The organism is Pseudomonas sp. 14P5.3.2 (assembly GCF_057799175.1).
This window is the reverse complement of record NZ_JBYOKU010000020.1, coordinates 1-13,998: the sequence shown is the minus strand read 5'-3', so window position 1 is coordinate 13,998 and position 13,998 is coordinate 1. Positions and strand designations below refer to the sequence as shown.

General features: G+C 61.3%; 12 protein-coding genes. 1 reads left to right on the top strand and 11 read right to left on the bottom strand.

The annotated features are described in order from the left end of the window. Positions 1-151: 151 nt before the first annotated feature. The 8 genes from AC27VU_RS17215 to AC27VU_RS17180 form a co-directional block, all read right to left on the bottom strand. Positions 152-1,741, bottom strand: a complete 1,590-nt coding sequence (locus AC27VU_RS17215; protein WP_488724520.1) for an AAA family ATPase — start codon at positions 1,739-1,741, stop codon at positions 152-154. 10 nt (positions 1,742-1,751) lie between these two features. Continuing rightward, positions 1,752-2,852 carry a 3-dehydroquinate synthase gene (gene aroB, locus AC27VU_RS17210; RefSeq protein ID WP_488724519.1) on the bottom strand — a complete coding sequence of 367 codons (1,101 nt, stop codon included), beginning with the start codon at positions 2,850-2,852 and terminating at the stop codon, positions 1,752-1,754. Positions 2,853-3,003: 151 nt separating this feature from the next. Then, entirely contained in the window at positions 3,004-3,522 is a 519-nt protein-coding gene (aroK, locus tag AC27VU_RS17205) for a shikimate kinase AroK (RefSeq protein WP_045122260.1), read from the bottom strand. Between the two features lie 4 nt (positions 3,523-3,526). Beyond that, positions 3,527-5,599: a type IV pilus secretin PilQ gene (locus AC27VU_RS17200; protein ID WP_488724518.1), complete on the bottom strand. Its 2,073-nt coding sequence runs from the start codon at positions 5,597-5,599 to the stop codon at positions 3,527-3,529. A gap of 13 nt (positions 5,600-5,612) precedes the next feature. Beyond that, the gene (locus AC27VU_RS17195; RefSeq protein WP_103485590.1) at positions 5,613-6,140 is read right to left on the bottom strand and encodes a pilus assembly protein PilP; all 528 of its coding nucleotides are present in this window, start codon (positions 6,138-6,140) and stop codon (positions 5,613-5,615) included. Further along, on the bottom strand, positions 6,137-6,760 hold the full coding sequence (gene pilO / locus AC27VU_RS17190; RefSeq protein ID WP_226499849.1) for a type 4a pilus biogenesis protein PilO: 624 nt from the start codon (positions 6,758-6,760) through the stop codon (positions 6,137-6,139). Before pilO ends, AC27VU_RS17195 begins: the two co-directional genes overlap by 4 nt. Next, positions 6,757-7,323 carry a PilN domain-containing protein gene (locus AC27VU_RS17185; protein ID WP_488724517.1) on the bottom strand — a complete coding sequence of 189 codons (567 nt, stop codon included), beginning with the start codon at positions 7,321-7,323 and terminating at the stop codon, positions 6,757-6,759. Before AC27VU_RS17185 ends, pilO begins: the two co-directional genes overlap by 4 nt. After that, positions 7,323-8,387, bottom strand: a complete 1,065-nt coding sequence (locus AC27VU_RS17180) for a pilus assembly protein PilM (RefSeq protein WP_003220893.1) — start codon at positions 8,385-8,387, stop codon at positions 7,323-7,325. The genes AC27VU_RS17185 and AC27VU_RS17180 overlap by 1 nt, the downstream gene beginning before the upstream one ends. 219 nt (positions 8,388-8,606) lie before the next feature. On the opposite strand from AC27VU_RS17180, the gene AC27VU_RS17175 reads away from it, so the two are divergent. Beyond that, positions 8,607-11,051 (top strand): penicillin-binding protein 1A, encoded by a 2,445-nt coding sequence (locus AC27VU_RS17175; protein WP_410017538.1) that lies wholly within the window; start codon positions 8,607-8,609, stop codon positions 11,049-11,051. A gap of 262 nt (positions 11,052-11,313) precedes the next feature. Here the strand turns inward: AC27VU_RS17175 and AC27VU_RS17170 are convergent, their stop codons facing one another. From AC27VU_RS17170 to rpmE, 3 genes are all read right to left on the bottom strand, one after another. After that, complete coding sequence (locus AC27VU_RS17170; RefSeq protein WP_003220889.1) at positions 11,314-12,582, bottom strand: malic enzyme-like NAD(P)-binding protein; 1,269 nt, start codon at positions 12,580-12,582, stop codon at positions 11,314-11,316. A gap of 183 nt (positions 12,583-12,765) precedes the next feature. Then, positions 12,766-13,548: a thermonuclease family protein gene (locus AC27VU_RS17165; RefSeq protein ID WP_488724516.1), complete on the bottom strand. Its 783-nt coding sequence runs from the start codon at positions 13,546-13,548 to the stop codon at positions 12,766-12,768. 41 nt (positions 13,549-13,589) lie between these two features. Beyond that, entirely contained in the window at positions 13,590-13,808 is a 219-nt protein-coding gene (rpmE, locus tag AC27VU_RS17160) for a 50S ribosomal protein L31 (protein ID WP_003220885.1), read from the bottom strand. Positions 13,809-13,998: the final 190 nt, after the last annotated feature.

Below are 13,998 nucleotides of genomic sequence, written 5' to 3'. Positions count from 1 at the left end.
TGTGCTAGTCAAAACTTTTTTAATTCTGACTGCAACGACTCAAAGACTACTGTGACGCAGACACCACAAGGCACGCGACCTGGAAGGAAGCGCGCACTCGTAGAAATTTTGAGGTGCTTGGAGAGGCGGCCTGGGTAAGGCCGCCGAATCTTCAGCGAGTTGTTGCCAGTTCCTGTTGGACGCTGGCGACAGTGCGAGGCCAAGGTTTACCAGCCTGAACCTTCGCTGGCAAGGCCTTGATGGCAGAAACGGCTGCATCACGATTGGCGAAGTTGCCGTAGGTGATCACGTAGAGAGGCTTGCCGTTGAGGACTTTCTTGAAATAACGGTACTCGCCGCCCTGCTCCTTGACGAAGTTCTGCGCGGTCGCTTCGGAGCTGGTGCCGAGGATCTGCACCACGTAATTGCTGGTCGGCTGACCGGCGTACCAGCTGCCACCGGCAGCCTTGGCCACGGCAACCGGCTTCTCGGCCGGTTTGGCGGCAGCAACAGGCTTGGCCGGAGCCGGAGTCGGCTTGGCCGCTGGCGCTGCCGGAGCAGGCTTGGCGGTGGCGACCTGAGTCGGTGCCGGGGTCGGCTTGGCGGCTGGCACCGGAACCGGGGTCGGCGCCGGGCCGGCCGGAACACCTGCCGGTGGTGCGGAAGTCGTTACGGTCGGCGGCGTCGCGCTGGAACCTTCGACAGGCACGCCGTCGTCGCCTTCGGTGATGCCGCCAGCAGCCTCAGCCAGCGGGCCGCGCATCACCGGCTGCGAGTTGCCGACCAGCGGCAGCGGCATCGGCTGGGTATTGCCGGCGAACTCGACGTTCGGCGCGCCACCCTTGGCGCCCTGGCCCAATGGCAGTTGTGCCTGTTCGTTGGCGGGTGCGCCAGTGGTTGGCGCCTTGTTGCGACCCGGCATCAGCCAGGCGGCGGCGACCGCGACCACAACGACGGCGGAAATCGCCAATACGTGTTTCTTCGGCATGTTGAACCCCATACTTGGACGCTTGACCGCAGAGCGGCTGGCAATCATGACTTCGATCAGTGCATCGCGAGCGACCTGGTTGATGTTGCCAGGCCAACCCTCGGCGCTTTCGTGAATCTCAGAGATCTGATCCGCGGTGAAAAGTTCGACACCCCGGCCCGCACCTTCGAGCCGTTGGTCGAGATATTCGCGGGTCTCTTCTTCGGTGTACGGCTGCAGTTCGATGACGTGGAAGCGCTCTTCCTCGAGGTGCAAGGCCTCCAGTTGCGCGATCAGCGACGATTCACCGAAGAGGAACACGTGTGGACGACCTTCCGGCGCACCGGCACCCAGCGCCATCAGCGCTTCGAGCGCAGATTCGTCAAGCTGCTCGGCATCATCCACCAGCAGATAGACTTCCTGCCCGGTCAGTGCCAGCTGCACCACTTGCGCCAGAATCGCGCCGACCTCGGCCTGCGCCACGTCCAGCGCCTGAGCAACCTGACGCAGCACGCCGGCGGCATCGCCAGCCCCACGAGCCGACACCACGACACTTTGCACCGATTGCTTGTTGGTGCTGGCCACCAGCGCCTGGCGCAGCAGGGTCTTGCCGCTGCCTTGCGGACCGGTGACCACCAGCAGCAACTGGCTGTAACGCGCCAGGTGGTGCAGTTGCCCCAGCACCGGCTTGCGCTGGGCCGGGAAGAATTTGAAGCCCGGCACCCGCGGCGCGAAAGGGTCGTGACTTAACTGGAAATGGCCGAGGAACGCCTCGTCGGCATGCAAACTAGTCATCGGAATCTTATTAACCTTTAAGCTGAGCCAGAGCGCGGTAATCCGCTCCCAGCGTGGCCTGTAGAACCTCTTTCGGATAATCGGCGGTCACCACCGCTTCGCCCATCCGGCGCAGCAGCACCAAGCGCAGACGACCGTCGATCACTTTTTTATCAATTGCCATATGTTCGAGAAAATCGGCTTCGGTCATTTCTTCCGGCGGGATCACCGGCAGACCGGCACGCTGGAACAGCCGAATGCCGCGATCACGTTCCTGCTCGCTGATCCAGCCCAGACGCGCGGACATTTCCAGCGCCATCACCGTACCTGCGGCGACCGCCTCACCATGCAACCAGACACCATAGCCCATGTGGGTCTCGATGGCGTGGCCGAAGGTGTGGCCGAGATTGAGCGTGGCGCGCACGCCGGTTTCCTTCTCATCGGCACCGACCACTGCAGCCTTGGCCGCGCAGGAGCGCTCGATGGCGTAGGTCAGGGCCTTCTGGTCCAGCGCGCGCAGGGCGTCGACGTTTTCTTCGAGCCAGGTCAGGAACGGCTCGTCGCAGATCAGACCGTACTTGATGACCTCGGCCAGACCGGCGGACAGCTCACGCTCTGGCAGGGTTTTCAGGGACGCGGTATCGATCAGCACCACGTTCGGCTGATAGAACGCGCCGACCATGTTCTTGCCCAACGGATGGTTGATGCCGGTCTTGCCGCCCACCGACGAATCGACCTGGGACAGCAGCGTGGTAGGAATCTGAATGAAGTCGACGCCGCGCTGGTAGCAAGCGGCGGCGAAACCGGCCATGTCACCGATGACACCGCCGCCGAGGGCGATGATCGTGGTGCGGCGGTCATGACGGGCGGTCAGCAAGCCGTCGAAGATCAGCTGCAGGGTTTCCCAGTTCTTGAAGGCTTCGCCGTCCGGCAGCACCACCGAGATCACCGAGAACTGCGCCAGGCTGCGGGTCAGACGTTCGAGATAGAGCGGCGCAACGGTCTCGTTGGAGATGATTGCCACCTGCCGCCCGTGGATATGCGGCGCCAGCAACTCAGGCTGATCCAACAAACCTTCGCCAATATGAATCGGGTAGCTGCGCTCGCCTAGATCGACCTTGAGTGTCTGCATGTGTCCCCACAGTGAAGATGGAAGCAGGCGTCCTGCCCTGAATTATTGGTTGTCTGCAGCCTATAGCGGGTTTGACGCCGCTCGCACGCCATCCGCCACAACCTCGGCGGCTCTGACAGGACGCCGAGGATAGCGCATTTCGGGCGATGCTTTAACGGGGTGGAAGCTGCGCCAGACGGTCGAGAATGTCGAGCACCACCATACGCGGTGGCCGCTCGTCGGTTTCCACCACCAGATCGGCGATTTCCCGATAGAGCGGATCACGGATCGCCAGCAGGTCACGCAGGGTTTTCGCCGGATCGGCGGTGCGCAGCAAAGGACGATTGCGGTCGCGCGACGTGCGGCCGACCTGCTGCTCGACGGAGGCGTGCAGATACACCACCCGCCCGCCCTCGTGCAGGGCCTTGCGGTTGGCATCGCGCATCACCGCGCCGCCGCCAGTCGCCAGCACCACGCCGTCGAAAGCGCACAGCTCGGCGATCATCGCCTGCTCACGGTCGCGAAAGCCGGGTTCGCCTTCCTTGTCGAAGATCCACGGGATATTGGCGCCCGTGCGCAGTTCAATTTCCTTGTCGGAATCTTTGAACGGCAGGCGCAGCTCTTTGGCCAGCAACCGGCCGATGGTGCTTTTTCCAGCGCCCATCGGTCCTACAAGAATCAAATTTCGCACAGAATCAACGACTCACAGCAATCGCCTGGTTATTCATGATACGCGGAGTGAGAAATACCAGCAGCTCGGATTTTTTCTCCGAAACCACATCACGCCGGAAAAGGCGGCCAAGATACGGCACATCGCCAAGAAATGGCACCTTATCTACGACCTTGCTTTGAGTATTTGAGAAAACACCGCCAATCACGATGGTCTCGCCGTCGTTCACCAGCACCTTGGCGTTGACCTCGTTCTTCTTGATCGGCGGGACATCCTGCACTTTGTTCAGGTAGTCCGGTTCGTCCTTGGTGACCTTGACCTCCATGATGATGCGGTTGTCGGGGGTGATCTGTGGCGTCACTTCCAGCGACAGCGAAGCCTCCTTGAACGACACCGACGTCGCGCCGCTGGAGCTGGCTTCCTGATACGGAATCTCGGTGCCCTTGAGGATCTTTGCGGTCTCCTTGTCGGAGGTGACCACTTTCGGCTGGGAGACGATTTCACCGTTGCCGGTTTTCTCCATGGCCGTCAGCTCAAGATCGAGCAGCACATTGTCGGTGATGAAGGCGATGCCGATCCCCGAGGTGTTACCGATCGTGCCCATGTCGACGAACGGCGAATTGGTGCTGGTGCTGCCCGGTGTGCCGATGGTGGTCGACGTGCCATTGCTGACCCCGGAGGTGTTCCAGTTGCCCTTGTTCTGGATCGAACCGCCCCAGCGCACGCCCAGACTCTTGTCGTAATCGACGTTGGCCTCGACGATCCGCGCCTCGATCATCACCTGACGCACCGGAATATCCAGTTGCGCCACGATCCGCCGCAGTTCATCGAGGCGATCCTGAGTCTGGTAGGCAATGATGTTGTTGGTGCGCTCATCGACGGTGATCGAGCCGCGCTCGTCGATTTTCGCCTCGGCGCTGGTCACCGATTGGAACAGCTTGGCGATGTCCGCCGCCTTGGCGTAGTTCACCTGCAGCAGCTCGCGGCGCAGCGGTGCCAGTTCGGCGATCTGTTTCTGCGACTCCAGCTCCTGGCGCTCGCGGGCAGCGATTTCGTCGGCCGGCGCCACCAGCAACACGTTGCCGATCTTGCGTTTATCCAGCCCTTTGGTTTTCAGCACCAGGTCCAGCGCCTGATCCCATGGCACGTTTTGCAGACGCAGGGTAATACCGCCCTGCACCGTATCGCTGGCCACCAGGTTGAGGTTGGTGAAATCGGCGATCAGTTGCAGCACCGAGCGCACATCGATGTCCTGAAAATTCAGCGAGAGCTTTTCGCCGCTGTAGGCCTGGCGCTCGGCATTGCGTTTTTGCAGGTCATCGACCGTCATCGGGCGAATGCTGACGGTCAGTTTGTTATCGGTCTGGTAGGTGGAATAGTCGAAGGTGCCGCTGGGTTCGACGGTAATGACCGCACGATCACCGCTGGCGGTGGCGTTGACGAACTGCACAGGCGTGGCGAAGTCCTTGACGTCGAGGCGCACCCGCAGCCTGTCGGGCAACTGGGTGCGGGCAAAACTGAGGATGATCTTGCCGTCATGCTCCTGGATATCCGGGGCGATGGTCGGGTCCGACAGATCAATGACCACGTTGCCCTCGCCCGCGGTGCCACGCTGGAAGTCGACGCCACGAATGGTCTTGGCAACGGGGGCGTAAGCCTTCGCCGGAGCCGCGACCGGTCGTGGCGCAGCAGTAGCTGGCCGCGGTGCAGCAGGCTTGGCGCCCTGCCCGACCACCACGAACAGATTCTTACCCTCGACCCGCGAGGTGTAGGGCGTCAGTTGCGTCAGATTGATGATCAGGCGCGTACGGTCGTTGGCCTCGACCACCGTCGCCGTTCGCGCATTGCCGCTGCCCAGATCGCGGGTCTTGCTCGTCAGCTGGCTGGCGACACCCGGCAGATCCAGAGCGATTCGCGCCGGAGATTCGGTGGTGTAGCCCTTGGGCTGCGGTGGTGGGCCGTCGAACGACAGCTTCAACTCGATGCGGTCACCCGGTAACGCCGCCACATCCAGCGCCTTGAGACTGGCCGCCTGAACCATCGGTGACAGCAGCGCTATCCATAGCGAAAAACCGAGGGTGGAAAAAATCCTGTTCATTGTTCGACTTCCACTATGAGTGCTCTTTCAAAGGAATGGTGCGCGGACGTTCCAGCCAGGCGCCTTCGCCATCGGGCACGATTTCGACCACATCGACCTGCGTGGCGCTGATCGCCACGATGCGCCCGTCGTTGCGCCCCAGGTAGTCGCCGACCTTCAGCCGATGCACACCGCCGGCCCCACGCAGCAGGGCAAAGGAGCCGGAGGCATTGGAGATGGTGCCGACCATTTCAAACTGCTCGATGTTGAAACCTTCGAGGTATTGCTTGACGCGGTTGGGGTCGGGTTTGACATTGCGCGAGCCGCGCTGCTGCCCGGCCAGATCGACCCGCACCTGACGCGAGAACGGGCTGCGCAGGTTGGCCGCGCTGTAGGTAAACGTGGGGTAGGAATGGAACGTCGGCGTCGGCTCGATCTTGCCCGCCGGGCGCAGACGCACTTCGTTCATGTAAGCGTCGAGGTCGCTGAATTCGTCACTGCTGCCGCAACCACTGAGGCCGAGCACCAGCACTGACAGGGCGAAATAACGGATCGGGGTCATTTGTCCAACCCCTTGTCGTTATAGCGGTAAGTCTTGGCGAGGATGCTCATGCGCAGCTTGGTCCCGCCTTCGGGGTTGGCCGGCGCCAGTTCGAAATCGTGCAACGTGACGATCCGTGGCAACCCGGCGACGCCACTGACGAAAGTGGCGAGGTCGTGGTAAGCCCCGGTGACGGTGATCTGGATCGGCAACTCGATGTAGAACGGCTGGGTCACCTCCGGCAGCAGCTTGATCTCTTCGAATTCGAGGCCACTGCCCAACCCGGTGCGGGTGATGTCTTCCAGCAACCCCGGGACTTCAGTGTCGCTGGGCAACTGCCGCAGGAGCACGCCGAAGGAGTTTTCCATCTCCTTCATCTGCTGGGTGTACAGCTCCAGGTTGGCGGCCATGTGCGCCTTGCTGGCGAACTGCTCCTTCAAGGTGTCTTCTTCCTGATGCTTGGCTTCCAGCTGGTTTTCCATGTCGCTGATGAAAAAGTTATAGCCAAGCGCCAACACCAGCACCGCCAGCAACGCTCCCGCGATGGTTTTCACCGCGGCCGGCCAGGAACCGATGTTGCTGGTATCCAGATCGTTGAAGTCGATATTGCGCAGACTTTGCAGCCATTCGGACGGCTTCATTTGTCGCCCTCCGTCACGGCTGGCTGGGTCTGACGAACGGTCAGCTGAAAGACGTTGGCCTGATCCACCTGACCGGCGGTCGTCGCCTTCACCTCGTTGAGGCTCGGCGCATCAAACCAGTCGGAGGCATCCAGATTGCGCATCAGCTCCGAAACCCGATTATTGGACTCGGCCGCGCCATTGATGGTCAGCGTCTTGCCCACCAGTTTCACGCTGGTGAAATACACGCCGTCCGGCAGCGTGCGTGCCAGTTGATCGAAGATCCGTCCACTGATCTGCCGGTTGCCCTGCAAGTCCTGGATGATGCGCATGCGCTCGACCAGTTGCTGGCGCCGGGCCTTGAGTTCGCTGATCTGCTTGATCCGTTCGTCGACCACCGCTATCTGCTTGCCGATGTAGGCATTGCGCGCGGCCTGCCGCTCGATGGCGGCATCGAAGATCTGAACGGCAATGAACACTGCACCCACCGAACCGACGAAGACCCCGATCAGGATCAGCAGGAAGCGCTTGCGCCGCTCTTCGCGACGCTCCTCGCGCCAGGGGAGAAGGTTGATCCGCGCCATCAGTCGAAACTCCTGAGCGCGAGCCCGCAGGCAATCATCAGGGCCGGCGCGTCACTGGCCAGGGCCCCGGCGTTGACCTTGCTGCTCAAGGCCATGTCGGCGAACGGGTTGGCGACCTGGGTCGGGGTGCCCAGGCGCTGCTCGATCAGGCGATCCAGCCCTGGCACCGACGCCGTGCCACCGGCCAGCAGAATGTGATCGACTGCGTTGTACTGCCCGGAGGCAAAGAAAAACTGCAACGAGCGCGACACCTGCTGTACCAGCGCATCCCGAAACGGCTGCAAGACCTCGCTGATATAGTCATCCGGCAGACCGCCCTGCTTTTTCGCCAGCCCGGCCTGCTCGACGGTCAGGCCGTAGCGGCGCTGAATCTCCTCGGTCAGTTGGCGGCCACCGAACAGTTGCTCGCGGGTATAGATGATGCGGCCATTGTGCAGGACGCTGAGAGTGGTCATGGTCGCGCCGATGTCCACCACTGCCACCGTCAGGCGTTCCTGCGAGGCGGCCAGTTGAGTGGCGAGCAGGCCGAACGAGCGCTCCAGCGCATAGGCCTCGACATCGACCACTCGCGCCGTCAGCCCGGCCAGCGCCAGCGCCGCCTCGCGCACTTCGACGTTTTCCTTGCGACAGGCGGCCAGCAGCACGTTGACCCGCTCCGGGTTGCGCGGCGAAACGCCCTGGACTTCGAAATCGATAGCGACTTCGTCCAGTGGATAGGGAATATATTGGTCGGCTTCGATCTTGAGCTGGTTTTCCAGCTCGTCATCGGTCAGCCCGGCGTCCATCTCGATGATCTTGGTGATCACCGCAGAGCCGGCCACCGCCACCGCCACGCTCTTGAGCCCGGTGCGCGCCTTGACCAGTACCCGAGACAAGGCATTGCCCACGCCTTCGAGCTCGGCGATATTCTTTTCGACCACGGCGTTGGGCGGCAGAGGCTCCACCGCGTAGGCCTCGACCCGGTAGCGGTCGCCCTGGCGGCTAAGCTCCAGCAGCTTCACCGAAGTGGAGCTGATGTCGATCCCCAGTAACGTATTGGTCTTTTTATTGAAGAGTCCCAGCACTACCAATTCCCTATGACTTTCCGTGAGTTACGGACTCTGTAATACACATTGCGTTCCTTCACCGCGCCTTGACAGAAGCGCAAATGACGCCCCCAGCAGAAAAGTGCTTATAATGCCCAGCGTTTTTTTCCGCTTTTTACTGCCGGCGCGGGTTGTTCTGTGTGTTCCCGGAACCCTGTCGCCAAATTCATTCTTTGCCCTGGATGTCCAAAAGCCTTGATTCGTCTGCTGAAATTTTTCGGTTGGTCCATCGTCGCCGTTTTCTGCGGACTGCTTTTAGGTCTCAGCGGCGCGTTTCTTTACCTTAGTCCGGGTTTGCCCTCTGTGGAGGCGCTGCGAAGCATTCAGTTGCAGATTCCATTGCGGGTCTACAGCAGCGATAACAAATTGATCGCAGAATTTGGCGAAATGCGCCGGACTCCGATCCGTTTCGCCGACATTCCCCCCAATTTCATTAATGCGTTACTAAGTGCTGAAGACGACAATTTCGCCAACCACTATGGCGTCGATCCAAGCAGCCTGATGCGTGCCGCGACCCAATTGGTCAAAAGCGGACACATTCAGTCCGGCGGCAGCACCATCACCATGCAGGTGGCGAAGAACTTCTTCCTGACCAGCGAGCGCAGCTTCTCGCGCAAAACCACAGAAATTCTTCTGGCCCTGCAGATCGAGCGACAGTTGACCAAGGACGAGATCCTTGAGCTGTACGTGAACAAGATCTACCTGGGTAACCGCGCCTATGGCATCGAGGCGGCGGCGCAGGTGTATTACGGCAAGTCGATCCGCGACGTCAGCCTGGCGCAGATGGCGATGATCGCCGGCCTGCCAAAAGCCCCGTCGCGCTTCAACCCGCTGGCCAACCCGGCGCGCAGCAAGGAGCGTCGCGACTGGATCCTCGGCCGCATGTACAAGCTCGGGAAGATTTCCGAAGCTGATTACACCGCCGCGATCAACGAGCCACTGAACGCCAGCTATCACGTGCCGACCCCGGAAGTGAACGCACCGTACATTGCCGAAATGGCCCGTGCCGAAATGGTCGGCCGCTATGGCAGCGACGCCTATACCGAAGGTTTCCGCGTCACCACCACGGTGCCGAGCAACCTGCAGGAAATGGCCAACACCGCGCTGCACGAAGGCTTGATGACTTACGACCAGCGTCACGGCTACCGTGGCCCCGAGTCGCGCCTGCCGGGCAAGACCCACGAAGCCTGGGCCACCGAGCTGACCAAGCAGCGCACCATCAGCAGTCTTGAACCGGCGATCGTCACCCAGGTCGACAAGAACGGCCTGCAAGTGCTGACCCGTAGCGGCGAAGAACACGTTGCCTGGGACACCATGAAATGGGCGCGTCCGTTCCTCAATACCAACAGCATGGGCGCCGCACCGCGCCAGCCGTCGGATGTGGCACAGGTCGGCGATCTGATTCGCGTGCAGCGTCAGCCGAACAATTCGCTGAAATTCAGCCAGATTCCGCAGGCGCAAGGCGCGCTGGTGTCGCTGGATCCGCAGAACGGCGCGATCCGCTCGCTGGTCGGTGGTTTCGCGTTCGAGCAGAGCAACTACAACCGCGCCCTGCAGGCCAAGCGTCAGCCGGGTTCGAGCTTCAAGCCGTTCGTCTACAGCGCTGCGCTGGACAGCGGTTACACCGCCGCGACCCTGGTCAACGACGCGCCGATCGTGTTCGTCGACGAGTACCTGGATAAAGTCTGGCGGCCGAAGAACGACACCAACACCTTCCTCGGCCCGATCCGTCTGCGCGAGGCGCTGTACAAGTCGCGTAACCTGGTGTCGATCCGCCTGTTGCAGGCGATGGGCGTCGGCAAGACCATCGACTACATCACCCGCTTCGGCTTCAACAAGCAGGACCTGCCGCCGAACCTGTCGCTGGCGCTGGGCACCGCAACCCTGACGCCGATGGAGATCGCTACCGGCTGGAGCACCTTCGCCAACGGCGGCTACAAGATCACCCCGTACATCATCGACAAGATCGAAAGCCGCAACGGCGACACGCTGTTCGTCGCCAACCCGCCGACCGTGCCACAGGGTGGCTCGGCGACCGATGGCTTTGCCGCCCCGGCGTCTCAGCCGATCACCGTCAACGCCGCACCGGTTCCGGGTGAAGCCCCGGGCGCCGCAGCAGCGCCACAAGCACCGGCAGTAGCCGAGCGGATCGTCGATGGTCGCACCACGTACATCCTCAACAGCATGCTGCAGGACGTGATCAAGCTCGGCACCGGGCGCCGTGCACTGGCCATGGGCCGCAGCGACATCGCGGGCAAGACCGGTACCACCAACGACTCCAAGGATGCATGGTTCTCCGGCTACAACGGCGATTATGTGACCACCGTGTGGACCGGTTTCGACCAGCCGGAAAGCCTCGGTCGCCGTGAGTTCGGCGGCACCGTGGCGCTGCCGATCTGGATGAACTACATGTCGGCTGCGCTGAAGGACAAGCCGCCGCACGTGCAGCCTGAGCCGGAAGGCATCCTAAGCCTGCGGGTAGACCCGGTCAGCGGTCGCGCGGCCACGCCGAGCACGCCGGGTGCCTACTTCGAGCTGTTCAAGTCGGAAGACACGCCGCCATCCGTGAATGAGCTGGGCAATGGCGCGGCGCCAGGCAGTCCGCTGCCGGCGGATGAGCAGGCGCCGATCGACCTGTTCTGATCCAGCGTCATTGAAAAGCCCCGCCTTCGAGAGAAGAGCGGGGCTTTTTTATGGCTGCGATTTTATGTTGTCTGGGCCGGCCTCTTCGCGAGCAAGCCCGCTCCCACAGTGCCCGGGTTGTAGCCAGCATTTGCGCACACCACAAAACCTGTGGGAGCGGGCTTGCTCGCGAAGAGGCACTGAAGAACACCACAAATCACACAGGCACAAAAAAGCCCCGACTCTCACGAGCCGGGGCTTCTGGTTGAAGCGCTACAACGACTTAGCCGTTGAACACGTCATCCACGCTTTTCAGCGGGTAGTTCTTCGGATACGGCAGGGTGGCCACACCGGTCTCGATGGCGGCTTTGGCCACAGCGTCGGAGATCAGGGTGATCAGGCGCTTGTCCATTGGCTTCGGAATGATGTACTCACGGCCGAATTCCAGCGGCGCACCACCGTAGGCGTCGCACACGTCCTGTGGCACTGGCAGTTTGGCCAGTTCACGCAGAGCGTTGGCCGCTGCCACTTTCATTTCTTCGTTGATGCGCTTGGCGCGAACGTCCAGGGCACCGCGGAAGATGAACGGGAAGCCCAGCACGTTGTTGACCTGGTTCGGGTAGTCGGAACGACCAGTGGCCATGATCACGTCGCTGCGGGTGGCGTGCGCCAGTTCCGGGGAGATTTCCGGATCCGGGTTCGAGCAGGCGAAGACGATCGGGTTGGCCGCCATCGACAGCAGACCTTCAGCGCTCAGCAGGTTCGGGCCGGACAGACCGACGAACACGTCAGCGCCTTTCAGAGCGTCAGCCAGGCTGCGCTTGTCGGTGGCGTGAGCGAATACCGCTTTGTACTGGTTCAGGTCGTCACGGCCGGAGTGGATCACACCGGTACGGTCAACCATGAAGATGTTTTCGATTTTCGCGCCCATGCTCACCAGCAACTTCATGCAGGAGATGGCCGCAGCGCCGGCGCCGAGGCAGACGATCTTGGCTTCCGGCAGGGTTTTGCCGGCGATTTCCAGGGCGTTGATCATGCCCGCAGCGGTCACGATCGCGGTGCCGTGCTGGTCATCGTGGAATACCGGAATGTCGCACTGCTCGATCAGAGCACGTTCGATCTCGAAGCACTCAGGTGCCTTGATGTCTTCCAGGTTGATGCCACCAAAGGTGATGGAAATGCGTTTAACGGTGTCGATGAAGGCTTGCGGGCTTTCGGAGTCGACTTCGATGTCGAACACGTCGATACCGGCGAAGCGCTTGAACAGTACGCCTTTACCTTCCATGACCGGCTTGGAAGCCAGTGGACCGAGATTACCCAGACCCAGAATCGCGGTGCCATCGGAAATGACTGCAACCAGGTTGCCCTTGCCGGTGTATTTGTAGGCCAGTTCAGGATCGCGGGCGATCTCACGCACTGGTTCAGCTACGCCGGGGCTGTAGGCCAGCGACAGGTCGCGGGCGGTAGCAGTGGCCTTGGTGAGCTCGACACTCAGCTTCCCTGGACGAGGATTGGCATGATATTCGAGAGCGGCAGTTTTCAGATCAGACATTTTGGCATTCCGCTTTTTACTGTTGGACAGACTGGTCAGCGAGGATACGCGCCTCGCAAAGTCCCCACAAGACTGAGCAGTCACCCCTGTCAAGCGCCCTGTCCTACGACTTTGGGCCAAGAGCCACGGCGCACAAGGGCTTGACTGTTCACAATCGACAGAAAAAATGTCTACAATTTTTCTTCAGCGGGCGCCTTGCAGCATCGATGGATCAGTCAGCGGCAGCAGCCAACGCGGTTGACCCGGTTGCAAGCCGCCACGGCGCGAGCGATCGACGACCCAGCCGCGAGCCTCGACCTGCCTGCCTTTCAGCGCCTGCAATCGGGGACTGTCGAATTGGCCAACCAGATTGGGCGCAACGCGCAATACAACCGAGTCCTGCAACTCGATCCAGATTCCGCCGCGATTGCGCTGAACCTTGCTCACACGCCCACTGACCACTGCGAAACCCGAGTGCTCAATCTGCTCCGCTTTCAGTACAGGCGACTGGCGCCAGACGCCGCGCCCAGCGGTGCGCGCGCTCTGCTCAGCGGCTTGCTGACAGGCAACAAGATCGACGTTCGGTGCAACGGCCACCTGAAAACCCAGGCCGTCGGCGAGCATTTGCGCTTCAAGATTGTTACCGCTGGCACTGTAAACATGCGCGAGGGTACGGCCGTATTGGTCTTTGGCCTGCTTGCCGGTGAGCAGACCGACCCGACCGCCGCTGTCCGCCACCAGGGTTTCGAGGCGTTTACGCGCCGCCACCGCGAATGGCTCGTCGCTGCGACCGTGCCTGCCCAGTTCGGGCGTGTTGAGACCGATCATCCGCACACTGCGCCCGTCGCTCAGGCGCAGGGTATCGCCATCGACCACGCGTTGGACCGCAACGCTGCTCAGCCCCTTCGGAGCGGGACAGAAGGCCTGGGCGCCGGACAGCCAAATCGCGGACACAAAAAAGGCGCCCGCAAGGGACGCCTTTTTCATCAGCCCGGAAAAGCCATTGAGGTTTTCCAGAATGATTGGCCTTAGGCCTTTTTCGCGCCGAAAGCACCGAAACGGTCGGCAAAGCGCTGAACGCGGCCGCCAGTATCCAGAGTCTTCTGCTTACCGGTGTAGAACGGGTGGCATTCGTTGCAAACGTCGATCGGCAGAGCTTTGCCATGAGTCGAACGAGTTACGAATTTGTTACCGCAGCTGCAGGTAACATCGATTTCTACGTAGTTTGGATGAATATCGGCTTTCATGGTGTATTCCTCAGGCTAGCGTGCCGCCACCCAACACTATTGTTGAATACCGCACGTAATTAGGCCGCGGATTCTACCAGACAATGTCAATCGCGCAAGCTGTCCCTCAGACCGACCGTCTGCTAGGCTCCCGGCCTTGAACACATTCTCCTGTGGGAGCGGGCTTTGTGGGTGGTTTGCGTTTTTTTTG

Bases quoted from the DNA above. Each gene is read 5' to 3' on its own strand.
- AC27VU_RS17185 (WP_488724517.1), bottom strand. From the start codon at position 7,323: ATGGCGCGGATCAACCTTCTCCCCTGGCGCGAGGAGCGTCGCGAAGAG.
- rpmE (WP_003220885.1), bottom strand. From the start codon at position 13,808: ATGAAAGCCGATATTCATCCAAACTACGTAGAAATCGATGTTACCTGC.
- AC27VU_RS17165 (WP_488724516.1), bottom strand. From the start codon at position 13,548: ATGAAAAAGGCGTCCCTTGCGGGCGCCTTTTTTGTGTCCGCGATTTGG.
- aroB (WP_488724519.1), bottom strand. From the start codon at position 2,852: ATGCAGACACTCAAGGTCGATCTAGGCGAGCGCAGCTACCCGATTCAT.
- pilO (WP_226499849.1), bottom strand. From the start codon at position 6,760: ATGAAGCCGTCCGAATGGCTGCAAAGTCTGCGCAATATCGACTTCAAC.
- AC27VU_RS17195 (WP_103485590.1), bottom strand. From the start codon at position 6,140: ATGACCCCGATCCGTTATTTCGCCCTGTCAGTGCTGGTGCTCGGCCTC.
- AC27VU_RS17170 (WP_003220889.1), bottom strand. From the start codon at position 12,582: ATGTCTGATCTGAAAACTGCCGCTCTCGAATATCATGCCAATCCTCGT.
- AC27VU_RS17200 (WP_488724518.1), bottom strand. From the start codon at position 5,599: ATGAACAGGATTTTTTCCACCCTCGGTTTTTCGCTATGGATAGCGCTG.
- AC27VU_RS17215 (WP_488724520.1), bottom strand. From the start codon at position 1,741: ATGACTAGTTTGCATGCCGACGAGGCGTTCCTCGGCCATTTCCAGTTA.